Source organism: Camelimonas abortus (genome assembly GCF_042432745.1).
Taxonomy (GTDB): Bacteria; Pseudomonadota; Alphaproteobacteria; order Rhizobiales; family Beijerinckiaceae; genus Camelimonas; species Camelimonas abortus.
The window spans coordinates 1-18430 of record NZ_JBHLWR010000002.1; the positions used below are offsets into that span (position 1 = coordinate 1).

30 protein-coding genes and 2 pseudogenes are annotated in these 18430 nt (G+C 67.8%); 3 read left to right on the plus strand and 29 right to left on the minus strand.

All coding sequences use genetic code 11. The annotated features are described in order from the left end of the window. Window positions 1–156: 156 nt before the first annotated feature. The 3 genes and pseudogenes from ACFFJB_RS00060 to ACFFJB_RS00070 all read left to right on the plus strand — a co-directional run. Window positions 157–453, plus strand: a pseudogene (locus ACFFJB_RS00060) (cytochrome c biogenesis protein CcdA); the annotation flags it as partial. Window positions 454–778: 325 nt separating this feature from the next. Next, window positions 779–1105, plus strand: a complete 327-nt coding sequence (locus ACFFJB_RS00065) for a thioredoxin family protein (protein ID WP_376828550.1) — start codon at window positions 779–781, stop codon at window positions 1103–1105. Between the two features lie 130 nt (window positions 1106–1235). Then, window positions 1236–1883: a thioredoxin family protein gene (locus ACFFJB_RS00070; protein WP_376828501.1), complete on the plus strand. Its 648-nt coding sequence runs from the start codon at window positions 1236–1238 to the stop codon at window positions 1881–1883. A gap of 270 nt (window positions 1884–2153) precedes the next feature. Here ACFFJB_RS00070 and ACFFJB_RS00075 read toward each other — a convergent pair whose 3' ends face one another. The 29 genes and pseudogenes from ACFFJB_RS00075 to ACFFJB_RS00215 form a co-directional block, all read right to left on the minus strand. Then, a complete protein-coding gene (locus ACFFJB_RS00075; protein WP_376828503.1) occupies window positions 2154–3563 on the minus strand; it encodes a Do family serine endopeptidase in 1410 nt (469 codons plus the stop codon). A 205-nt stretch (window positions 3564–3768) separates the two neighbouring features. After that, entirely contained in the window at window positions 3769–4182 is a 414-nt protein-coding gene (gene rplQ / locus ACFFJB_RS00080; protein ID WP_376828505.1) for a 50S ribosomal protein L17, read from the minus strand. Window positions 4183–4269: 87 nt separating this feature from the next. Next, window positions 4270–5289, minus strand: coding sequence for a DNA-directed RNA polymerase subunit alpha (locus ACFFJB_RS00085; protein ID WP_376828507.1), 1020 nt, complete (start codon window positions 5287–5289; stop codon window positions 4270–4272). A 102-nt stretch (window positions 5290–5391) separates the two neighbouring features. Beyond that, window positions 5392–5781: a 30S ribosomal protein S11 gene (gene rpsK, locus ACFFJB_RS00090; RefSeq protein ID WP_376828509.1), complete on the minus strand. Its 390-nt coding sequence runs from the start codon at window positions 5779–5781 to the stop codon at window positions 5392–5394. 105 nt (window positions 5782–5886) lie between these two features. Further along, window positions 5887–6255, minus strand: coding sequence for a 30S ribosomal protein S13 (rpsM, locus tag ACFFJB_RS00095; RefSeq protein ID WP_376828511.1), 369 nt, complete (start codon window positions 6253–6255; stop codon window positions 5887–5889). Between the two features lie 176 nt (window positions 6256–6431). After that, window positions 6432–7022, minus strand: coding sequence for an adenylate kinase (locus tag ACFFJB_RS00100; RefSeq protein ID WP_376828513.1), 591 nt, complete (start codon window positions 7020–7022; stop codon window positions 6432–6434). Next, a complete protein-coding gene (gene secY, locus ACFFJB_RS00105) occupies window positions 7019–8356 on the minus strand; it encodes a preprotein translocase subunit SecY (protein WP_376828515.1) in 1338 nt (445 codons plus the stop codon). The genes ACFFJB_RS00100 and secY overlap by 4 nt, the downstream gene beginning before the upstream one ends. Before the next feature lie 109 nt (window positions 8357–8465). Next, complete coding sequence (gene rplO, locus ACFFJB_RS00110) at window positions 8466–8939, minus strand: 50S ribosomal protein L15 (protein WP_376828517.1); 474 nt, start codon at window positions 8937–8939, stop codon at window positions 8466–8468. Window positions 8940–8944: 5 nt separating this feature from the next. Further along, complete coding sequence (gene rpmD, locus ACFFJB_RS00115; RefSeq protein WP_376828519.1) at window positions 8945–9139, minus strand: 50S ribosomal protein L30; 195 nt, start codon at window positions 9137–9139, stop codon at window positions 8945–8947. An 11-nt stretch (window positions 9140–9150) separates the two neighbouring features. Next, on the minus strand, window positions 9151–9711 hold the full coding sequence (gene rpsE / locus ACFFJB_RS00120; RefSeq protein WP_376828552.1) for a 30S ribosomal protein S5: 561 nt from the start codon (window positions 9709–9711) through the stop codon (window positions 9151–9153). Window positions 9712–9856: 145 nt separating this feature from the next. Then, a complete protein-coding gene (gene rplR, locus ACFFJB_RS00125; protein ID WP_376828521.1) occupies window positions 9857–10219 on the minus strand; it encodes a 50S ribosomal protein L18 in 363 nt (120 codons plus the stop codon). A gap of 9 nt (window positions 10220–10228) precedes the next feature. Beyond that, window positions 10229–10762 (minus strand): 50S ribosomal protein L6, encoded by a 534-nt coding sequence (gene rplF, locus ACFFJB_RS00130; protein WP_376828523.1) that lies wholly within the window; start codon window positions 10760–10762, stop codon window positions 10229–10231. Window positions 10763–10797: 35 nt separating this feature from the next. Beyond that, the gene (rpsH, locus tag ACFFJB_RS00135; RefSeq protein ID WP_376828525.1) at window positions 10798–11196 is read right to left on the minus strand and encodes a 30S ribosomal protein S8; all 399 of its coding nucleotides are present in this window, start codon (window positions 11194–11196) and stop codon (window positions 10798–10800) included. Window positions 11197–11206: 10 nt separating this feature from the next. Then, window positions 11207–11512, minus strand: a complete 306-nt coding sequence (gene rpsN, locus ACFFJB_RS00140) for a 30S ribosomal protein S14 (protein WP_376828527.1) — start codon at window positions 11510–11512, stop codon at window positions 11207–11209. A 41-nt stretch (window positions 11513–11553) separates the two neighbouring features. Next, the gene (gene rplE, locus ACFFJB_RS00145) at window positions 11554–12192 is read right to left on the minus strand and encodes a 50S ribosomal protein L5 (RefSeq protein ID WP_376828529.1); all 639 of its coding nucleotides are present in this window, start codon (window positions 12190–12192) and stop codon (window positions 11554–11556) included. Further along, window positions 12185–12502: a 50S ribosomal protein L24 gene (gene rplX / locus ACFFJB_RS00150; RefSeq protein WP_376828531.1), complete on the minus strand. Its 318-nt coding sequence runs from the start codon at window positions 12500–12502 to the stop codon at window positions 12185–12187. The genes rplE and rplX overlap by 8 nt, the downstream gene beginning before the upstream one ends. Further along, window positions 12502–12870, minus strand: coding sequence for a 50S ribosomal protein L14 (gene rplN / locus ACFFJB_RS00155; protein ID WP_376828533.1), 369 nt, complete (start codon window positions 12868–12870; stop codon window positions 12502–12504). The genes rplX and rplN overlap by 1 nt, the downstream gene beginning before the upstream one ends. A 99-nt stretch (window positions 12871–12969) precedes the next feature. After that, entirely contained in the window at window positions 12970–13212 is a 243-nt protein-coding gene (gene rpsQ / locus ACFFJB_RS00160; RefSeq protein ID WP_376828535.1) for a 30S ribosomal protein S17, read from the minus strand. A gap of 10 nt (window positions 13213–13222) precedes the next feature. Next, window positions 13223–13432 carry a 50S ribosomal protein L29 gene (gene rpmC, locus ACFFJB_RS00165; RefSeq protein ID WP_376828554.1) on the minus strand — a complete coding sequence of 70 codons (210 nt, stop codon included), beginning with the start codon at window positions 13430–13432 and terminating at the stop codon, window positions 13223–13225. Between the two features lie 10 nt (window positions 13433–13442). Next, the gene (gene rplP / locus ACFFJB_RS00170; RefSeq protein ID WP_376828537.1) at window positions 13443–13856 is read right to left on the minus strand and encodes a 50S ribosomal protein L16; all 414 of its coding nucleotides are present in this window, start codon (window positions 13854–13856) and stop codon (window positions 13443–13445) included. A gap of 28 nt (window positions 13857–13884) precedes the next feature. Then, complete coding sequence (gene rpsC, locus ACFFJB_RS00175; protein WP_376828539.1) at window positions 13885–14595, minus strand: 30S ribosomal protein S3; 711 nt, start codon at window positions 14593–14595, stop codon at window positions 13885–13887. A 10-nt stretch (window positions 14596–14605) separates the two neighbouring features. Beyond that, window positions 14606–14986: a 50S ribosomal protein L22 gene (gene rplV, locus ACFFJB_RS00180; protein WP_376828540.1), complete on the minus strand. Its 381-nt coding sequence runs from the start codon at window positions 14984–14986 to the stop codon at window positions 14606–14608. 2 nt (window positions 14987–14988) lie between these two features. Further along, entirely contained in the window at window positions 14989–15267 is a 279-nt protein-coding gene (gene rpsS, locus ACFFJB_RS00185) for a 30S ribosomal protein S19 (RefSeq protein ID WP_376828542.1), read from the minus strand. A gap of 11 nt (window positions 15268–15278) precedes the next feature. Beyond that, a pseudogene (gene rplB, locus ACFFJB_RS00190) lies at window positions 15279–16120 on the minus strand (50S ribosomal protein L2). 21 nt (window positions 16121–16141) lie between these two features. After that, window positions 16142–16450, minus strand: coding sequence for a 50S ribosomal protein L23 (locus ACFFJB_RS00195; RefSeq protein ID WP_376828544.1), 309 nt, complete (start codon window positions 16448–16450; stop codon window positions 16142–16144). Next, a complete protein-coding gene (gene rplD / locus ACFFJB_RS00200) occupies window positions 16447–17067 on the minus strand; it encodes a 50S ribosomal protein L4 (RefSeq protein ID WP_376828546.1) in 621 nt (206 codons plus the stop codon). Before rplD ends, ACFFJB_RS00195 begins: the two co-directional genes overlap by 4 nt. Further along, window positions 17067–17804 (minus strand): 50S ribosomal protein L3, encoded by a 738-nt coding sequence (gene rplC / locus ACFFJB_RS00205; RefSeq protein WP_376828548.1) that lies wholly within the window; start codon window positions 17802–17804, stop codon window positions 17067–17069. The genes rplD and rplC overlap by 1 nt, the downstream gene beginning before the upstream one ends. 50 nt (window positions 17805–17854) lie before the next feature. After that, complete coding sequence (gene rpsJ / locus ACFFJB_RS00210) at window positions 17855–18163, minus strand: 30S ribosomal protein S10 (RefSeq protein WP_188608688.1); 309 nt, start codon at window positions 18161–18163, stop codon at window positions 17855–17857. Between the two features lie 78 nt (window positions 18164–18241). Next, window positions 18242–18430, minus strand: a 189-nt coding sequence (locus ACFFJB_RS00215) for an EF-Tu C-terminal domain-related protein (protein WP_446680576.1), incomplete at its 5' end; no start/stop codon positions are given.

The following is an 18430-nucleotide window of genomic DNA, read 5'->3' on the forward strand; positions in this document are numbered from 1 at the left end:
TGCACGGCCTCAGCTACGGCGCCGGGGGCTGGCCGCCTTCGCCGCCGCTCGCGGCGGCGCTGATGGCGGCGCGCGCCCGCCGGCGCCAGCGCCGGCTGGGGCTTCCAGCTGCAGTCGCCCGTGGTGGTGGCCGCCCTCGCCTGCGTGATGCTGGCCATGGGGCTCGGCCTCAGCGGCGTGGTGCATTTCGGCGCCCGGTTCGCCGGCGCCGGCGACCGCCTCACCCACGGCCATGGCTACGCCGCCTCATTCTTCACCGGCGTGCTGGCGGCGGTGGTGGCCTCGCCCTGCACCGGCCCGTTCATGGGCGCCGCCATCGGCTTTTCGCTCACCCAGCCGCCGGCGGTGACCGCGGCTGTGTTTCTGGCGCTGGGCGCCGGCCTCGCCGCGCCCTTCGTGCTGCTGGCCTTCGCGCCGGCGCTGGCGCGGGCCCTGCCGCGCCCCGGCCGCTGGATGGACGTGCTGAAGCAGGCGCTGGCCTTCCCGCTCTACGGCACGGCCGCCTGGCTGGTGTGGGTGCTGTCTCGGCAGGCGTCGCCGCTCGGGCTAGCCATGGCGCTGTCGGCGCTGGTGGCCACGGCCTTCGCCTGCTGGGCCAGCGCCGTGGCGGCCCAGTCCGGCCGCGCCGGCGCCATGGCCGGCCGGGCCGGGGCCGTGGCGGCGCTGGCAGTGGCGGCGCTGTGCGTCGCCCAGATCCACCGCCCCGGCGACGCGCCCGCGGGGGCAGCCGCCGCCGGGGCCGGAGCAGAGACCTATTCGGCGCAGCGCCTCGAGCGCCCTGCTGCAGCAGGACCGGCCGGTGTTCGTCAACCTCACCGCCGCCTGGTGCATCACCTGCATGGTCAACGAGCGCACCACCCTGGAGCGGGCCGGGGTGCGCGACGCCATGGCCCGCCGCGGGGTGGTCTACATGACCGGCGACTGGACCAGCCGCAATCCGGAGATCACGGCCCTGCTGGCCCGTTTCGGCCGCGGCGGCGTGCCGCTCTACCTGCTCTATCCGGGCCGCAATGGCGCGCCGCAGGTGCTGCCGCAGATCCTCACCCCCGGCATGGTGATCGCGGCGATCGACGCGCTGCCCACGCGCGCCGCCGCCGCCCGCTGAGACGGGCCGCGGCCGCCGGCGGAGAAAATGGTTGCGCGCGGAACGGACCGGCCGATAATCCGCCCACAGGCTCCGGCGCGCCCGGACGCGCGGGCCTGAACACCGGGCCTGACATCCAGGGAGAACCCACATGACGGGACGCCCCCTCACCCGCCGCGACGCCCTTTGGCTGACGCTCGCCCTGGCGGCGGGCGTCGCCGCCCTCTGCGGCCATGCGCCGACGGCCGACGCCGCGGCCGCCATCGGCGCTCCGGCGCCGCCGTTCACCCTGGTTTCGGCGGACGGCCGGCAGGTGTCGCTGGCGGACTTCCGCGGCCGCACGGTGGTGCTGGAGTGGACCAATCACGAGTGCCCGTTCGTGCGCAAGCACTACGGCGCCGGCGCCATGCAGAAGCTGCAGAAGGAGGCCAGGGACGCCGGCGTGGTCTGGCTGACCATCATCTCCTCCGCGCCCGGCGAACAGGGCCATGTGACGCCGGAGGAAGCGCGCCGGCTCACCGTGAGCCGCGGCGCCGCGCCAGCGGCGGTGCTGTTCGACGAAACCGGCCGGACAGGCCGCGCCTACGGCGCGAAAACCACCCCGCACATGTATGTGATCGGCCCCGACGGCGCTCTGCTTTACGCCGGCGGCATCGACGACCGCCCGGGCACGGATCCGGCGGAGCTGGCCGGGGCCCGCAACCATGTGCGCGAGGCGCTGGCGGAGATCGCCGCCGGCAAGCCGGTGAGCGTCCGGCAGAGCCGTCCCTACGGCTGCGCGATCAAATACGCCAGCTGACCACCGCCGCCGGCGCGACGGGCCCGAACGGTCGCGCGCAAAGGCGCGCATCGGGCGCGCATCCATCGGGCGCCTTGGGAGCGGGCGCAAACGGGGCGCGGCCGCGTCAGACGCTTCCCCCGCGTCCCCAGAGGCCACGCGCCGCCCTGCTGCGGCGCCGGGCGACGCGGCGGCCCGAGGCGCAGGCCGGCGAAACGGAAAGCCGCCCGGTCACGCCGGGCGGCTGCGTCATGTGCGGGGTCCGGCGCGCGCCTGGCGGCGCGTCCCGGCTCAGCCGCCGAGCGCCAGGGTGAACACCTCGCCGTCGCGGCGGATGGCGATCTCCCAGTAGCGCGTGCGCCGCTGCAGCGCCGCGCCAAGCGCGCGCGAGCTGCCGATCTTTTCACCGTTCACCGCCAGCACGACGTCGCCCCTGCGCAGGCCGACGCTGGCGGCTGGGGAGCCTTCCGCCACCTCATACAGAACCACGCCGCGGGCGGAGAGGTCCATGGAAAGCTCCTCGGCCACCGCCGGGGAGAGATTGGCGGCCGTGGCCCCGCTGAACGGCGTGCGCGCCGGCAGCTTCACCAGGTCGCGCGCCGGCGTTTCCGGCGCCGGCGCGAGGCGGATGGCCAGCGTCTCCCGCCGGCCGCCGCGCAGCACGGTGAGCCTGGCCTGCCCGCCCATCGGCCGGGTGGCGAAGCGGTAGCCGAACGCCTCCGGATCATCCACGCTCTGGCCGTCCACGGCGAGGATGACGTCGCCGCGCTTCAGCCCAGCCTGCTCGGCGGGGCCGCCCGGAGCCAGCCCGGCGACCAGCGCGCCGGCGGGCCGTTCCAGCCCGAGGCTTTCCGCGATCTCCTGGGTCACCGCCTGCAGCTGGCCGCCGAAATACGGCCGGCGCACCAGCCGGCCGCCGCTCAGCGCCGAATTCACCACGGTGCGCACCATGGTGGCGGGAATGGCGAAGCCGATGCCGACGCTGCCGCCGCTGCGCGAATAGATGGCGCTGTTGACGCCCACCAGCCGCCCCTTCATGTCCACGAGGGCGCCGCCGGAATTGCCCGGATTGATGGCCGCGTCGGTCTGGATGAAGAACTGGTAGTCGCCGACGCCAACCTGGGTGCGCGCCAGGGCCGAGACGATGCCCTGCGTCACCGTCTGGCCCACGCCGAACGGATTGCCGATGGCCAGCACCAGGTCGCCCACCTCCAGCGCGTCGGAATCGCCCAGCTCCATGGCAGGCAGCTTCAGCCCCTTCTCGCGGATGCGCAGCACGGCGAGGTCGGTGCGCGGATCGCGCAGGATGATGTCGCAGTCGAACTCCCGCCGGTCCGCCAGCGACACCTTCACCTCGGTCATGTTCTCGATGACGTGGTAATTGGTGACGATGACGCCGGAGGGATCGACGATCACGCCCGAGCCCAGCGAGCGCGCCACCCGCTCGCGCGGCACGCCGAAATCGCCGCCAAAGAAGCGCCGGAAGAAGGGATCGTCGAACAGCGGGTTCTGCGCGCGCCGCTCGACGCGCGCGCCATAGACGTTGACCACCGCCGGCGCCGCCCGGCGCACCACGGGACTGAACGACAGCTGCACCTCCGCGCGGCTTTGCGGAGCCTGCCGCTCCTGCGCCGGAGCGGCGCCGGGCGCGGCCGCGATCACCGCGAGCGCCAGCGCGGCCGCCAGGCCCGGGCGGCGCAAGGGCGCGCCCCTTGCGCGGCGCGGCCGCGCCGCGGTTATCCTGTCATCCCATCGCATCAGTCGTCTCCGTTGCCGCCGGCGACGGCCGGCCTGGCGTTCACGCGCAGGGCTAGCCGGCGAACCGGGACGAAATTTGGCGCAAGGCCGGGCAAAGAAAAAGGGCGGTGGAAAGCCACCGCCCTTCGAAAACCGGGTCTGCGCGACATCACTCCCCGGAAGCGGCCTCCTGGGTCGGACCGGAGTCCTTGCCCTTGGCCTCCACGTCACGGTCAACGAACTCGATGACGGCGAGCGGCGCGTTGTCGCCATAGCGGAAGCCGGCCTTCATGATGCGCAGGTAGCCGCCGTTGCGGTCCTTGTAACGCGGGCCGAGCACGTCGAACAGCTTGCGCACCTGGTCAAGGTCGCGCAGGCGGGCGATGGCCTGACGGCGGGCGTGCAGGTCGCCGCGCTTGCCGAGCGTCACCAGCTTCTCGACGATCGGGCGCAGGTCCTTGGCCTTGGGCAGCGTGGTGATGATCTGCTCATGCTTGATGAGCGCGGCGGCCATGTTGGCGAACATCGCCTTGCGGTGAGCCGAGCTGCGGCTGAAACGGCGGTGCGCGAAACCGTGACGCATTGGCTTTCTCCGTATTTATGCGGCCGCCGTGCCACGGAACGGCCGCTCTCTTCCTTGCCGGCCCTCAAGGCCGGGGGACTGGTGAAGTCAGTAGTGCTCTTCGAAGCGCTTGGCGAGATCCTCGATGTTCTCCGGCGGCCAGCCCTGAACCTCCATGCCGAGGTGCAGGCCGAGCGTGGCGAGCACTTCCTTGATCTCGTTGAGCGACTTGCGACCGAAGTTCGGGGTGCGGAGCATCTCCGCCTCGGTCTTCTGGATGAGGTCGCCGATGTAGACGATGTTGTCGTTCTTGAGGCAGTTGGCCGAACGGACCGACAGCTCCAGCTCGTCCACCTTCTTGAGCAGCGCCGGGTTGAAGGGCAGCTGCGGAGCGGCGGAGGCGCCGGCCTCCTCGCGCCGGGGCTCATCGAAGTTGACGAAGATCGACAGCTGGTCCTGCAGGATGCGCGCGGCGTAGGCCACGGCGTCCTCGGGCGACACGGAGCCGTCGGTCTCGACCTCCATGGTCAGCTTGTCGTAATCGAGGATCTGGCCCTCGCGGGTGTTCTCGACGCGGTAGGACACCTTGCGCACCGGGCTGTAGATGCTGTCCACCGGGATCAGGCCGATGGGCGCGTCCTCCGGAGCGTTGCGCTCGGCCGGAACATAGCCCTTGCCGGTGTTGACGGTGAACTCCATGCGCACTTCGGCGCCGTCGTCCAGCGTGCACAGCGGCAGGTCCGGATTGAGAATCTGGATATCGCCAGGGGTGTTGATGTCGCCGGCGGTGACGAGACCCGGACCCTGCTTGCGCAGCGTCATGCGCTTGGGCCCCTCGCCCTGCATGCGGATGGCGATCATCTTGACGTTGAGGACGATGTCCGTGACGTCCTCACGCACGCCCGGCACCGAGGAAAACTCGTGCAGGACGCCGTCGATCTGGATGGCGGTCACCGCCGCGCCCTGGAGGGACGACAGCAGGACGCGCCGCAAGGCGTTGCCGAGCGTCAGGCCGAAGCCGCGCTCCAAGGGCTCCGCCACCAGGGTGGCCACGTGCCTGCGGTCGTCGCTGCCCGACACCTCGAGCTTGCCCGGCTTGATCAGTTCCTGCCAGTTTTTCTGGATCACGAGCACACCTCTGCGGATCTCTTGAAAGGCGGCGCGCCGCCAGGAAAAGGCCGCGCGCAGCGAATGGCGGCGCCCCGGCCGCAGGGACCGGGGCGAGACGGATCAGACCCGCCGACGCTTGCGCGGGCGGCAGCCGTTGTGCGGGATCGGCGTGACGTCGCGGATGGAGGTGATCGTGAAGCCGGCGGCCTGCAGGGCGCGCAGGGCCGACTCACGGCCCGAACCCGGCCCCGAAACCTCGACCTCGAGGGTGCGCATGCCGTGCTCGGCGGCCTTGCGGGCCGCGTCCTCGGCGGCCACCTGGGCGGCGTACGGGGTCGACTTGCGCGAACCCTTGAAGCCCATGGTGCCGGCGGACGACCAGGAGATGGTGTTGCCCTGCGCGTCCGTGATGGTGATCAGCGTGTTGTTGAAGCTGGCGTTCACATGCGCGATGCCGGAGACGATGTTCTTGCGCTCACGACGGCGAACGCGGGTGACTTCCTTGGCCATGCATATTTTCCTTCAGGCGCGCCCGTTACGCCAGGCGCTCGGGACATGATGTGGCGCGGAGGCGCACGGACGGATCCCCGCCTCCACGCGCCGCGACAGTACGGCTTACTTCTTCTTGCCGGCGATCGGCTTGGCCTTGCCCTTGCGGGTGCGGGCGTTGGTGTGGGTGCGCTGGCCGCGCACCGGCAGGCCGCGGCGGTGGCGCAGGCCGCGATAGCAGCCCAGGTCCATCAGCCGCTTGATGTTCATCGACACTTCGCGACGCAGGTCGCCTTCCACGACATAGTCGCGGTCGATGGTCTCGCGGATCGCCAGAACCTCCGCGTCAGTCAGCTCGTTCACGCGGCGCTCGGCCGGAATGCCGACCTTCTCGCAGATCTCGGCCGCGAACTTCGGCCCGATGCCGTGAATGTACTGAAGCGCGATGATGGTGCGCTTGTTGGTAGGGATGTTAACGCCAGCAATACGAGCCAATGTCGTCTCCATGTGGCCGGCGACTGCGCGCCGGGCTTACGTTGCGCCGCCTTCGCGGCAATGCCCGCGTCCGGTGGAGGCCGGCCCTCGCGGGAAACACCAATGCGGGCGGCGCCGTACCTGCCGCAGCAGACCGGCGCCGCCCGAAAAGTTGCGACCTGTTAACCCCAAACGGGTCAGGCGTCAACCTTGTCGAGCAGCGCGAACAGCGCGCCGCTGACCGCGTCGATCGGCTGGTTGCCGTCCACCTTCGTCAGCTGGCCCTTCTTTTCATAGTAGGGCGCGACCACGGCGGTGTCGCGGTTGTAGGCGGCCAGACGGGTCCTGAAGACGTCCGGATCGTCGTCGGCCCGCACCGGCTCGCCCTTTGCGCGCGACTCGTTGGCGCGGTTGATGATGCGGTTTACCAGACCATCCTGGTCGACCACCAGCTCGATGACCGCGTCCAGCTTCAGGCCCTTCTGCGCCAGCAGGGCGTCGAGAGCCTCGGCCTGGGCGACGGTGCGCGGAAAGCCGTCGAGGATGAAGCCCTTGCGCGCGTCCTCCTCCCCGATACGGTCAGCGATGATGCCGATAACAATTTCGTCAGAGACCAGCTGCCCGGCGTCCATCACCGCCTTGGCCTTCAGCCCGACCGGCGTGCCGGCGGCCACCGCGGCGCGGAGCATGTCGCCGGTGGAGAGCTGCGGCACGCCATACCGCTCCACCAGCCGCTTCGCCTGGGTTCCCTTGCCGGCGCCGGGCGGTCCAAGAAGAATCAGTCTCATTTACGCCGTCCCCCTTTGAGTTTGGCCTTCTTCACGAGACCCTCGTACTGGTGCGCGAGCAGATGGCCGTGCACCTGCGCCACCGTATCCATGGTCACCGTCACCACGATCAGCAGCGAGGTGCCCCCGAAGTAGAACGGAAGCGAGGCGTAGGAGATCAGCAGTTCCGGGAGCAGACAGATGAGAGCTAGGTAGGCCGCGCCGATCACCGTGATCCGGGTCAGCACATAGTCGATGTAATCGGCGGTGCGCTCGCCCGGACGGATGCCGGGGATGAAGCCGCCCTGCTTCTTCAGGTTGTCCGCCGTCTCCGACGGGTTGAAGACGATGGCCGTGTAGAAGAACGCGAAGAACACGATCAGCGCCACGTACAGCACGATGTAGAGGGGCCGTCCGTGACCGAGATAGGCCGACAGCGTCGCGAGCACGCCCGTGCCGTCGCCCGCCGCCGAGAAGCTGGCGATGGTGGTCGGCAGCAGCAGCAGCGAAGAGGCGAAGATGGGTGGAATGACGCCGGCGGTGTTCAGCTTCAGCGGCAGGAACGAGGTCTGGCCCTCATACAGGCGGTTGCCCACCTGCCGCTTGGGATAGTTGATCAGCAGGCGCCGCTGCGCCCGCTCCATGTAGACGATGAAGGCGATGGCCGCCACCGCCATGACCAGCACGCCAAGGATCAGGCCGGTGGACAGCGCGCCCTGGCGGCCAAGCTCGAGCGTGCCGGCCACGGCCTGGGGCAGCTCGGCGACGATGCCGGCGAAAATGATCAGCGACACGCCGTTGCCGATGCCGCGCGAGGTGATCTGCTCGCCCAGCCACATCAGGAACATGGTGCCGCCCAGCAGCGTGATCACCGTGGAGATGCGGAAGAACAGCCCCGGCTCAAGCACCACATTGGGCGAGCTCTCGAGGCCGACGGCGATGCCCCACGCCTGGAACACGGCCAGCACGACGGTGAGATAGCGGGTGTACTGGTTGATGACCTTGCGGCCCTGCTCGCCCTCCTTCTTCAGCTGCTCCAGCGAGGGCACGATGCTGGTCAGCAGCTGGATGATGATGGAGGCCGAGATGTACGGCATGATGTTCAGGGCGAAGATGGCCATTCGCCCGACAGCGCCGCCGGAAAACATGTTGAACAGCCCGAGGACGCCGCCCTGGGTCTGCCGGAAGATCTCCGCCACCGCGTCCGGATTAACGCCAGGCAGCGGAATGTAGGTTCCGAGCCGGTAGACGATCAGCGCTCCCAGCGTGAACCAGATCCGCTTCTTCAGCTCCTCCGCCTTGGCGAACGAGCTGAGACTGAGACTGGACGCGAGCTGTTCCGCTGCCGATGCCATGCGCTTGTCCCCGGGCCCGGGGCGGGAGGCGGCTGGTCGCCCCCCGCATGTCGGGCCGTCTGTAAATGTGACGTAACTTCAGACGGTGGCGTGTCCGCCCGAGGGCCTGTCAGCCCTCGGCGGCGGCGCCCAGAATCGTCACCGAGCCGCCCGCCTTCTCCACCGCTTCTACGGCAGAGCGGGAAGCGCCGGCAACGTGCAGCGACACCCTGGAGCGGATCTCGCCCACGCCGAGCACGCGCACGCCGTCACGCGGCTTGCTGACCACGCCGGCGGCCACAAGGGCTTCAACGTTGATGGGCGCGGACGCGTCCAGCTTGCCGGCGTCGATGGCCTGCTGCAGACGGCCGAGGTTCACCTCGTTGTAGTCCTTGCGGAAAATGTTGTTGAAACCGCGCTTGGGCAGGCGGCGGTGGATCGGCATCTGGCCGCCTTCGAAGCCCTTGATGGCGACGCCGGCGCGCGACTTCTGACCCTTCACGCCGCGGCCGCCGGTCTTGCCCTTGCCGGAGCCGATGCCGCGACCAATGCGCATGCGCTTCTTCGACGCGCCGGGATTATCGCGAATGTCTGTGAGCTTCATGTTTCTCACTCCCCGTCGACGACGCGAACGAGGTGCTTCACCGCCTCGATCATGCCGCGGGTGGCGGCGTTGTCGGGCAGCGTCGAGCGCCGGTTGATCTTGTTGAGCCCGAGGCCAATCAGCGTGGCGCGCTGGCTGGCTTTGCGACGGATCGGACTGCCGATCTGCACGACCGTGATGGTCTTGCCCTGGTTCGCCATGTCAGCCTCCCTCACGCCTCGGCGGCCGCGTCGGCGCCGGCGTCACGGCGGCGGGCCTGCAGGCTCGAAACCTTGAGGCCGCGGCGCGCGGCGACGGAACGCGGGCTCTCTTCCTGCTTCAGCGCCTCAATGGTGGCGCGGACCAGGTTGTAGGGGTTGGAGGAGCCGAGCGACTTGGCCACCACGTCGGCCACGCCCAGGGTCTCGAACACGGCGCGCATCGGACCGCCGGCGATGATGCCGGTGCCCGGCGCGGCGGCGCGCATGATGACCTTGCCGGCGCCCCAGCGGCCCTGCACGTCGTGATGCAGGGTGCGGCCCTCGCGCAGCGGAATGCGGATCATGGACCGCTTGGCCGCCTCGGTGGCCTTGCGGATCGCTTCCGGCACCTCGCGGGCCTTGCCGTGGCCGAAGCCGACCCGGCCCTTCTGGTCGCCAACGACCACGAGGGCGGCGAAGCCGAAGCGGCGGCCACCCTTCACGACCTTGGCGACGCGGTTGATGTGAACAAGGCGATCAACGAATTCGCTGTCGCGCTCGCGCTCTTCGCGCGGCTGCCTGTCTCTTGCCATAACCATCTCACTTTCGCGGGGGCGCGGCCCTCCCCGCTCGCTGGACAATGCCGCGAACGCTTCTGGCGCAAACGCCAAAAATGGCTGGCGCCAGGCCCCCCGTTCCGGGCGGCCCGATGTCAGCCATCCTGGCGTCGCGGACGCGTCAGAAGTTGAGACCGCCCTCACGGGCAGCTTCAGCCAGGGCCTTGACGCGGCCGTGGTAGATGTACGAGCCGCGGTCAAAGACCACATCCTTCACGCCGGCGGCGAGGCCGCGCTCGGCGACCAGACGGCCGACCACCTTCGCGGCCTCCACGTCAGCGCCCGTACGAAGCGTGGCGCGGACATCCTTCTCCAGGGTGGAGGCGGCCGCAAGGGTGACGCCCTTCGTATCGTCGATAATCTGGGCGTAAATCTGCTTGGAGGACCGGAACACCGACAGCCGCGGACGGCCGTTGGCGGCGGCCCGAATGGAGCGGCGAACGCGAGCCTTGCGGCGCTCGCCCGAACCGTGCTTCGAAGCCATGTGCGATCCTTACTTCTTCTTGCCTTCCTTGCGGAAGATGAACTCGTCGGCGTACTTGACGCCCTTGCCCTTGTAAGGCTCGGGACCGCGGAACGCGCGGATTTCCGCCGCCACCTGGCCGACCTGCTGCTTGTTGATGCCCGACACCACGATCTCGGTCGGCTTCGGGGTGGCGATGGTCACGCCCTCCGGCACCGGATAGTCGATGTCGTGGCTGAAGCCCAGCGAGAGCTTCAGCACCTTGCCGGACATGGCGGCGCGGTAGCCGACGCCGTTGATCTCCAGCTTCTTCTCAAAGCCCTTCGTCACGCCCTCGACAAGGTTGTTCACCTGCGAGCGGGCCATGCCCCAGAGCGACCGGGCCTTCTTGGTTTCATTGACCGGAGCGACGCTGATGGCGCCGTCCTCCAGCTTGACGGTGACGTCATCAGGAACGCGGAAGGACAGCTCGCCCTTCGCGCCCTTGACCTTGACCAGCTGCCCCTCGACCGTCGCAGTGACGCCGGACGGCACGGACACCGGCTTTTTTCCGATACGAGACATAATATGGTCCCCCGTGGGTTCGACAACGCTGCCGGTCAGAAGACCTTGCAGAGCACTTCGCCGCCCACGTTGCATTCCCGGGCCTGATGATCGGCCATGACGCCCTTGGGCGTGGAGAGAATGGTGACGCCAAGGCCGTCAGCGACGCGCGGCATGGACTCGACCGACGCGTAAACCCGGCGACCGGGCTTGGAAACGCGCTCGATCCGGCGGATCACGGGCTGGCCGTCATAATACTTGAGCTCGATGTCGAACTCGGTGCGGCCGTTGCCATATTCGGTCACGGTGAACCCGCGGATGTAGCCCTCCTGCTGCAGCACCTCGAGCACGCGGGCGCGCAGGGTGGAGCCAGGGCTGGTGACGCGGGGACGGCGGCGCATCTGCGCGTTGCGGATGCGGGTCAACAGATCGCCGATGGGATCATTCACTGCCATGGCGCTCTCCTTACCAGCTCGACTTGACCAGACCCGGGATCAGTCCCTGCGACCCAAGCTCGCGAAGCGCGATACGCGACATCTTGAGCTTGCGGTAGTAACCGCGGGGACGCCCGGTGACCTCGCAGCGGTTACGCACGCGGGTCGGGCTGGAGTTGCGCGGAAGCTGCGCCAGCTTGAGGACCGCCTCGAAACGCTCCTCAATCGGGCGGTTCCGGTCCTCGGCGATCGCGAGAAGACGGGCGCGCCGGCCGGCGTACTTCTCGACCAGCTTCTGACGCCTCTTGTTCTTCTCAACCGAACTTTTCTTGGCCATACTTTATGTCTCCGGTGTCCGCGTATGAGCAGGAGGCCTGCTCACTGCCGGAACGGGAAGTTGAAGTGCTTGAGAAGCGCGCGCGCCTCGGCGTCGGTCTTCGCCGTGGTGCAGACGATCACGTCCATGCCCCACATCGTGTCGACCTTGTCGTAGTTGATCTCCGGGAAGATGATGTGCTCCTTGATGCCGAAGGCATAGTTGCCGCGGCCGTCAAAGGACTTCGGATTCAGTCCCCGGAAGTCGCGAACGCGCGGCAGCGCGATCGTGATCAGGCGGTCAAGAAACTCGTACATGCGCGTGTTGCGCAGCGTCACCTTCGCGCCGATCGGCATGTTCTCGCGCAGCTTGAAGGTGGCGATCGCCTTGCGGGCGCGCGTCACCACGGCCTTCTGGCCGGCGATGAGCGACAGGTCCTCGGCCGCGACGGACGCCTTCTTGCTGTCGCCGGTCGCCTCGCCCACGCCGATGTTCAGCACGATCTTCTCGATGCGCGGAACCTGCATGGGGTTGGCGTAGCCGAACTCCTCGATCAGCTTCGGGCGGACGACGTTCTCATAGTGGGCGCGCAGACGGGCCACATAGCCTTCCGGAGCGCGCGGGCGCACGCCGGCGCCGGCGCCGGCTTCAGCCTTCGGCGCCTTGGTCTTGGCGACCTTCTTGCTGTCTTTCTCAGCCATCGATCACTTCCCCGGAACGCTTGGCGACGCGCACCTTGCGACCATCTTCCAGAATCCTGAAACCAACGCGGGTCGCCTTGCCGTCCCTGGGATCGGCGATGGCGATGTTCGACAGATGCAGCGGGGCTTCCCTGGTGATGATGCCGCCCTGCGTCGTCGCGGTCTGGCGCTGGTGACGCTTGACCAGGTTCACGCCGCGAACGATGGCGCGCCCTTCCTTCGGCAAGACCTGGATGACTTCGCCGGTCTTGCCCCGGTCACGACCGGTGAGGACGACCACCTTGTCGCCCTTCTTGATCTTCGCAGCCATCAGAGCACCTCAGGGGCGAGCGAAATGATTTTCATGTGGTTGCGGGCGCGCAGCTCGCGCGGCACCGGCCCGAAGATACGGGTGCCGATCGGCTCTTTCTGGTTGTTGATGAGAACCGCGGCATTGCCGTCGAAACGGATCACCGAGCCGTCGGGACGGCGGATGTCCTTGGCGGTGCGCACGACCACCGCCTTCATGACGTCGCCCTTCTTCACGCGACCACGCGGAATGGCCTCCTTGACGGAGACCACGATGATGTCGCCCACGCTGGCGTACTTGCGCTTGGAGCCCCCAAGCACCTTGATGCACATCACGCGGCGCGCGCCGGAATTGTCCGCGACATCAAGGTTTGTCTGCACCTGGATCATGGCAAGATCCTTTCTCTGTCTCAGCCGGTTTCCGGCGCGGCGACGCCGGACTACGACTGACGGGGATCTGGCGTCCCCTCGCCTTGTTTCGGGAAGAAATCAGGCCTGGCCTGATTTCCCCAGAACGACCCAGGACTTCGTCTTCGAGATCGGACGCGATTCCTGGATCAGCACAACGTCGCCGACCCGGTACTCATTGCCCTCGTCGTGGGCATGGTAGTTCTTGGTGCGGCGCACAGTCTTCTTGAACAGCGGATGGGTGAAGCGACGCTCCACCTTCACCACCACAGTCTTGTCGCCCTTGTCGCTGACGACCGTTCCCTGGAGAACGCGCTTCGGCATTCCCGCCTCCTCAAGCCTTCGGCGCGGCAGGCTGGGCCTGCAGCGTGCGGATGCGGGCGATGTCCCTACGGACCTCACGCACGCGATTCGTGTTTTCCAGCTGCCCTGTAGCACGCTGGAAGCGCAGATTGAACTGCTCCTTCTTCAGCTTCACCAGCTCTTCGGCCAGCTGCTCGGGCGACATCCGCCGGAGGTCGGCGAGCCTGTCCTTCTTTTTCATCGCCACTTCCTCACTCAGCGATGCGCTGCACGAAGCGCGTTTTGATCGGGAGCTTGGCGGCGCCGAGGCGGAGCGCCTCGCGGGCGATCTCCTCGCTCACGCCGTCAAGCTCGAACATGATGCGGCCGGGCTTCACGCGGGCCGCCCAGTATTCCGGCGAGCCCTTGCCCTTGCCCATACGCACTTCGGTCGGCTTGTTGGTGACCGGAACGTCCGGGAAGATGCGGATCCACACGCGGCCAGCGCGCTTCATGTGGCGCGTGATGGCGCGGCGGGCCGCCTCGATCTGCCGGGCGGTGATGCGCTCGGGCTCAAGGGCCTTCAGGCCGAACTCGCCGAAGTTGAGCTCGGTGCCGCCCTTGGCGACGCCATGGATACGGCCCTTGAACTGCTTCCTGAACTTGGTTCTCTTGGGCGACAGCATTGCTTATGCTCCTGGCCTCCGCGCCCCGTCAGCGGGACGCGTCAGCGCCACGACGCGCCTGCGAGCGGCCGCCGTCATCGTTCATCTTCTTGTCCTGGGCCATGGGATCATGCTCCAGGATCTCACCCTTGAAGATCCAGACCTTGATGCCGCACGTGCCGTAGGTGGTGAACGCGGTCGCCGTGCCGTAATCGACATCGGCGCGCAGCGTATGCAGCGGAACGCGACCCTCGCGGTACCACTCCAGGCGCGCGATCTCGGCGCCGCCAAGACGGCCGGAGCAGTTGATGCGGATGCCCTCGGCGCCCAGACGCATCGCCGACTGCACGGCGCGCTTCATGGCGCGGCGGAAGGCCACGCGACGCTCGAGCTGCTGGGCGATCGACTCCGCCACCAGGGTGGCGTCGATCTCGGGCTTGCGCACCTCGACGATGTTGATCGACACGTCCGCGTCGGTCATCTTCGCCACGGTCTTGCGCAGCTTGTCGATGTCCGCGCCCTTCTTGCCGATCACGACGCCCGGACGGGCCGAGTAAATGGTGACCCGGCACTTCTTGTGCGGACGCTCCACCACGATGCGCGAAACAGCGGCCTGCTTCAGCATCTTGCGCAGCGTCTCGCGGATGCGCACGTCCTCGTGCAGCAGCTTGCCGTACTCGCCCTTGCGCGCAAACCACCGGGAGTCCCAGGTGCGGTTGACGCCGAGGCGAAGACCAATCGGATTAACCTTCTGACCCATAGTCCCGTCCTCAGGCTGACGCAGGCGTTTCGCGAACCACGATGGTGAGGTTCGAGAACGGCTTTTCGATACGCGTGCCGCGACCGCGGGCGCGGGCGTGGAACCGCTTCATGACAAGACCCTTGCCGACGAAGGCCTCGGCCACAACCAGATCGTCGATGTCGAGATCGTGGTTGTTCTCGGCGTTGGCGATGGCGCTCTGCAGCGCCTTGCGCACGTCGACGGCGATGCGCTTGCGGCTGAACTCGAGGTCAGCCAGGGCGCGGGACACCTTCTTGCCACGGATGAGCTGGGCGACGAGGTTCAGCTTCTGCGGCGAGACGCGGAGGTTGCGCACGACGGCGCGGGCCTCGTTGTCAGCGAGAGCGCGGGGATTCGCAGGCTTGCCCATGCTCACCTCCTCTTCGCTTTCTTGTCAGCCGCATGACCGTAGTACGTGCGGGTGGGTGAAAACTCGCCGAACTTGTGGCCGACCATTTCCTCGGTCACCAGAACGGGGATGTGCTTCTGGCCGTTGTAGACGCCGAACGTCAGACCGACGAAGTGCGGAAGGATGGTGGAGCGGCGGCTCCAGATCTTCACGACTTCCGAACGGCTGGACGCACGGGCGGCCTCGGCCTTCTTGAGGAGGTATCCGTCGACAAACGGACCTTTCCATACTGAACGCGCCATGGTGCGGTTCCTTACTTCTTCCGCTTGTGCCGGCTGGTGACGATGAGCGCGTCGGTCCGCTTGTTCGAGCGGGTGCGCTTGCCCTTCGTCGGCTTGCCCCACGGAGTGACCGGGTGACGACCGCCCGAGGTGCGGCCCTCGCCGCCGCCGTGCGGGTGATCGATCGGGTTCATCGAAACGCCGCGGTTGTGCGGACGCTGGCCCAGCCAGCGACGGCGGCCCGCCTTGCCCATATTGGTGTTCATATGGTCAGGGTTGGACACCGCGCCCACGGAGGCGAAGCACTGGCCATGCACCAGCCGCTGCTCGCCGGAGCTGAGCTGAGCCGCAGGATCACGTAGCCATGGTCGCGACCGACGATCTGCGCATAGGCGCCGGCCGAGCGGGCGATGGAGCCGCCCTTGCCGATCTTGGTCTCGACGTTGTGCACGATCGTGCCGATCGGCATGTTGGCCAGCGGCATGGCGTTGCCGGGCTTGATGTCCGCCTGCGTGTCGGCGACCACGGTGTCGCCGGGAGCCAGACGCTGCGGCGCAAGGATGTAGGACAGCTGCCCGTCCGGATACCGGATCAGCGCGATGAACGCCGTGCGGTTCGGATCGTACTCCAGGCGCTCCACAACCGCGGGCTCGCCGAGGCGGTCGCGGCGACGGAAGTCAACCAGACGGTAGCTCTGCTTGTGGCCGCCGCCGCGGAAACGCACCGTGATGCGGCCATAGTTGTTGCGGCCGCCGGTGGACGCCTTGCCGACCGTCAGCGCCTTGACCGGCTTGCCCTTGTGCAGCTGCGAGCGATCGACGAGGACCAGCTGGCGCGTGCCCGGGGTAACCGGATTAAAGGATTTAAGTGCCATTGCTCAGGTTCCCGTATCCGCTCACAGACCGGTCGTCACGTCGATGGACTCGCCGTCCGCCAGGGTGACAATGGCCTTCTTGACGTCGGAGCGACGGCCAACGGTGTTGCGGAACCGCTTGACCTTGCCCTTGGTGACGAGCGTGTTGACGCTCGTGACTTTCACGTTGAACAGCTTCTCAACCGCCGCCTTGATCGCAGGCTTGGTTGCATTCTTGGCCACACGGAAGACAACCTTGTTCTGTTCGGACAGAATGGTGGCCTTCTCGGTGATCACCGGAGCGATGATCACGTCGTAGTGGCGCACGTCAGTGGGGCGAGTGCTGCTCATTTGAAGCGCGCCTCCAGCGCGTCGACTGCCGCCCTGGTCAGCACGAGCTTCTCACGGCGAAGGATGTCGTAAACGTTGATGCCCTGCACCGGCAGCACGTCAACGTTCGGGATGTTGCGCGCAGCGAGACCGAAGTTCACGTCCAGCTCGCCGCTGTCAACGACGAGGGCGCTGTTCAGGCCGAGCCTGTCCAGCTGGCCGCGCAGCGCCTTGGTCTTCGGCTCGGCGGCGACCGCCTTGTCGAGAACCACGATGGCGCCGTCCTTCGCCTTCGCCGACAGGGCGTGGCGCAGGGCGAGGGCGCGGACCTTCTTCGGCAGGTCATGCGCATGGTCGCGAACGACGGGGCCGAAGGCCTTGCCGCCGCCGCGGAACTGCGGAGCGCTGGCGGCGCCGTGACGGGCGCTGCCGGTGCCCTTCTGCTTGTACATCTTCTTGCCGGTGCGGGCCACGTCGGAGCGGCCTTTGGCGGCGTGCGTGCCGGCCTGACGGCGGGCAAGCTGCCAGCGCACGTAGCGGTGAAGAAGATCAGCGCGGGGCTCGAGGCCGAAGATCGCGTCGCTGACGTCGACCTGACCGGCGCTCTGCCCGTCAAGCGTGGTGACTTCAAATTTCATCACGTCGTCTCCTGACCGTCAGTGGCCGGAGCCTCCGAAGCAGCCTCTGCAGCGGCCGCGCCGCGCTCGCGGTACGCGCCCGGGAGAGGAGCGTCCTTGGGGAGCGGGCGTTTTACCGCATCACGAACCATGATCCAACCGCCAGCGACGCCCGGAACGGCGCCCTGCACAAGGATCAGGCCGCGCTCGGGGTCGGTCTGCACCACCTTCAGGTTCTGGGTGGTGACGCGCTCGACGCCCAGGTGTCCGGGCATCTTCTTGCCCTTGAACACCTTGCCCGGATCCTGGCGGCCGCCGGTGCCGCCGATCGAGCGGTGCGAGATCGAAACGCCGTGCGAGGCGCGCAGGCCGCCGAAGTTCCAGCGCTTCATGCCGCCGGCGAAGCCCTTGCCGGTCGAGGTGCCGGTCACGTCCACGTACTGGCCCGGGACGAAGTGATCTGCGGTGATCTCGGCGCCCACGGGAATCAGGTGCTCAGGAGCCACGCGGAACTCGGCCAGACGACGGCGCGGCTCCACATTGGCCTTCGCGAAGTGACCGCGCATGGCGCGGCTGACGTTCTTGACCTTGACCGAACCGGCGCCGACCTGAACGGCGGTGTAGCCGTTGCGTTCGACGGTGCGGTGCGCGACCACCTGGCACTGGTCGAGCTTAAGAACGGTGACGGGCACGTGCTCGCCCGTTTCGGTGAAGATGCGTGTCATCCCCACCTTCTGTGCAATGACGCCTGAGCGCATTTGCGTATCCTCTAAGGCGTGCCGAGGCGAAAGGTCGGCGTTAACGCTCGTCAGAGCTTGATTTCGACGTCGACGCCAGCGGCCAGGTCGAGCTTCATCAGCGCGTCCACGGTCTGCGGAGTCGGGTCAACGATGTCGAGAACGCGCTTGTGGGTGCGCATCTCAAACTGCTCACGCGACTTCTTGTCAATATGAGGCGAGCGGTTGACCGTGAACTTCTCGATGCGGGTGGGCAGCGGGATGGGGCCGCGAACCTGGGCGCCCGTCCGCTTCGCCGTCGAGACGATCTCACGGGTCGACGCATCGAGGATGCGATGATCGAACGCCTTGAGGCGAATTCGGATATTCTGACCGTTGATCATAAGACCCCTCCGGGCCGACGTACTGCAACAGAAAAGGACGCGCCGTCACAATCCGGCGCGTCCGGACCCAGCGGTTTACTCGATGATCGAGGAGACGACGCCGGCGCCGACGGTGCGGCCGCCCTCACGGATGGCGAAGCGCAGCTTCTCCTCCATGGCGATCGGGGCGATCAGCTCGATCTCCATCGCCACGTTGTCGCCCGGCATCACCATCTCAACGCCCTCAGGCAGCTTCACCACGCCGGTCACGTCCGTCGTGCGGAA

What these genes read in the sequence shown, in the direction of transcription:
- rplR (WP_376828521.1), bottom strand. Translation starts at nt 10,219, where the DNA reads ATGGCTTCGAAGCACGGTTCGGGCGAGCGCCGCAAGGCTCGCGTTCGC.
- ACFFJB_RS00195 (WP_376828544.1), bottom strand. Translation starts at nt 16,450, where the DNA reads ATGAGCAGCACTCGCCCCACTGACGTGCGCCACTACGACGTGATCATC.
- rplN (WP_376828533.1), bottom strand. Translation starts at nt 12,870, where the DNA reads ATGATCCAGGTGCAGACAAACCTTGATGTCGCGGACAATTCCGGCGCG.
- rpmD (WP_376828519.1), bottom strand. Translation starts at nt 9,139, where the DNA reads ATGGCGAACCAGGGCAAGACCATCACGGTCGTGCAGATCGGCAGTCCG.
- rpsK (WP_376828509.1), bottom strand. Translation starts at nt 5,781, where the DNA reads ATGGCCAAGGAAGTCACCCGCGTTCGCCGTCGTGAGCGCAAGAACATC.
- rplE (WP_376828529.1), bottom strand. Translation starts at nt 12,192, where the DNA reads ATGGCTGAGAAAGACAGCAAGAAGGTCGCCAAGACCAAGGCGCCGAAG.
- secY (WP_376828515.1), bottom strand. Translation starts at nt 8,356, where the DNA reads ATGGCATCGGCAGCGGAACAGCTCGCGTCCAGTCTCAGTCTCAGCTCG.
- rplO (WP_376828517.1), bottom strand. Translation starts at nt 8,939, where the DNA reads ATGAAGCTCACAGACATTCGCGATAATCCCGGCGCGTCGAAGAAGCGC.
- rpsS (WP_376828542.1), bottom strand. Translation starts at nt 15,267, where the DNA reads ATGGCGCGTTCAGTATGGAAAGGTCCGTTTGTCGACGGATACCTCCTC.
- rplV (WP_376828540.1), bottom strand. Translation starts at nt 14,986, where the DNA reads ATGGGCAAGCCTGCGAATCCCCGCGCTCTCGCTGACAACGAGGCCCGC.
- rplC (WP_376828548.1), bottom strand. Translation starts at nt 17,804, where the DNA reads ATGCGCTCAGGCGTCATTGCACAGAAGGTGGGGATGACACGCATCTTC.
- rplP (WP_376828537.1), bottom strand. Translation starts at nt 13,856, where the DNA reads ATGCTGTCGCCCAAGAGAACCAAGTTCAGGAAGCAGTTCAAGGGCCGT.
- rpsC (WP_376828539.1), bottom strand. Translation starts at nt 14,595, where the DNA reads ATGGGTCAGAAGGTTAATCCGATTGGTCTTCGCCTCGGCGTCAACCGC.
- ACFFJB_RS00070 (WP_376828501.1), top strand. Translation starts at nt 1,236, where the DNA reads ATGACGGGACGCCCCCTCACCCGCCGCGACGCCCTTTGGCTGACGCTC.
- rpsH (WP_376828525.1), bottom strand. Translation starts at nt 11,196, where the DNA reads ATGGCAGTGAATGATCCCATCGGCGATCTGTTGACCCGCATCCGCAAC.
- rplQ (WP_376828505.1), bottom strand. Translation starts at nt 4,182, where the DNA reads ATGCGTCACGGTTTCGCGCACCGCCGTTTCAGCCGCAGCTCGGCTCAC.
- rpsN (WP_376828527.1), bottom strand. Translation starts at nt 11,512, where the DNA reads ATGGCCAAGAAAAGTTCGGTTGAGAAGAACAAGAGGCGTCAGAAGCTG.
- rpmC (WP_376828554.1), bottom strand. Translation starts at nt 13,432, where the DNA reads ATGAAAAAGAAGGACAGGCTCGCCGACCTCCGGCGGATGTCGCCCGAG.
- rplD (WP_376828546.1), bottom strand. Translation starts at nt 17,067, where the DNA reads ATGAAATTTGAAGTCACCACGCTTGACGGGCAGAGCGCCGGTCAGGTC.
- rplX (WP_376828531.1), bottom strand. Translation starts at nt 12,502, where the DNA reads ATGGCTGCGAAGATCAAGAAGGGCGACAAGGTGGTCGTCCTCACCGGT.
- ACFFJB_RS00100 (WP_376828513.1), bottom strand. Translation starts at nt 7,022, where the DNA reads ATGAGACTGATTCTTCTTGGACCGCCCGGCGCCGGCAAGGGAACCCAG.
- rpsQ (WP_376828535.1), bottom strand. Translation starts at nt 13,212, where the DNA reads ATGCCGAAGCGCGTTCTCCAGGGAACGGTCGTCAGCGACAAGGGCGAC.
- rpsE (WP_376828552.1), bottom strand. Translation starts at nt 9,711, where the DNA reads ATGGCAAGAGACAGGCAGCCGCGCGAAGAGCGCGAGCGCGACAGCGAA.
- rplF (WP_376828523.1), bottom strand. Translation starts at nt 10,762, where the DNA reads ATGTCTCGTATCGGAAAAAAGCCGGTGTCCGTGCCGTCCGGCGTCACT.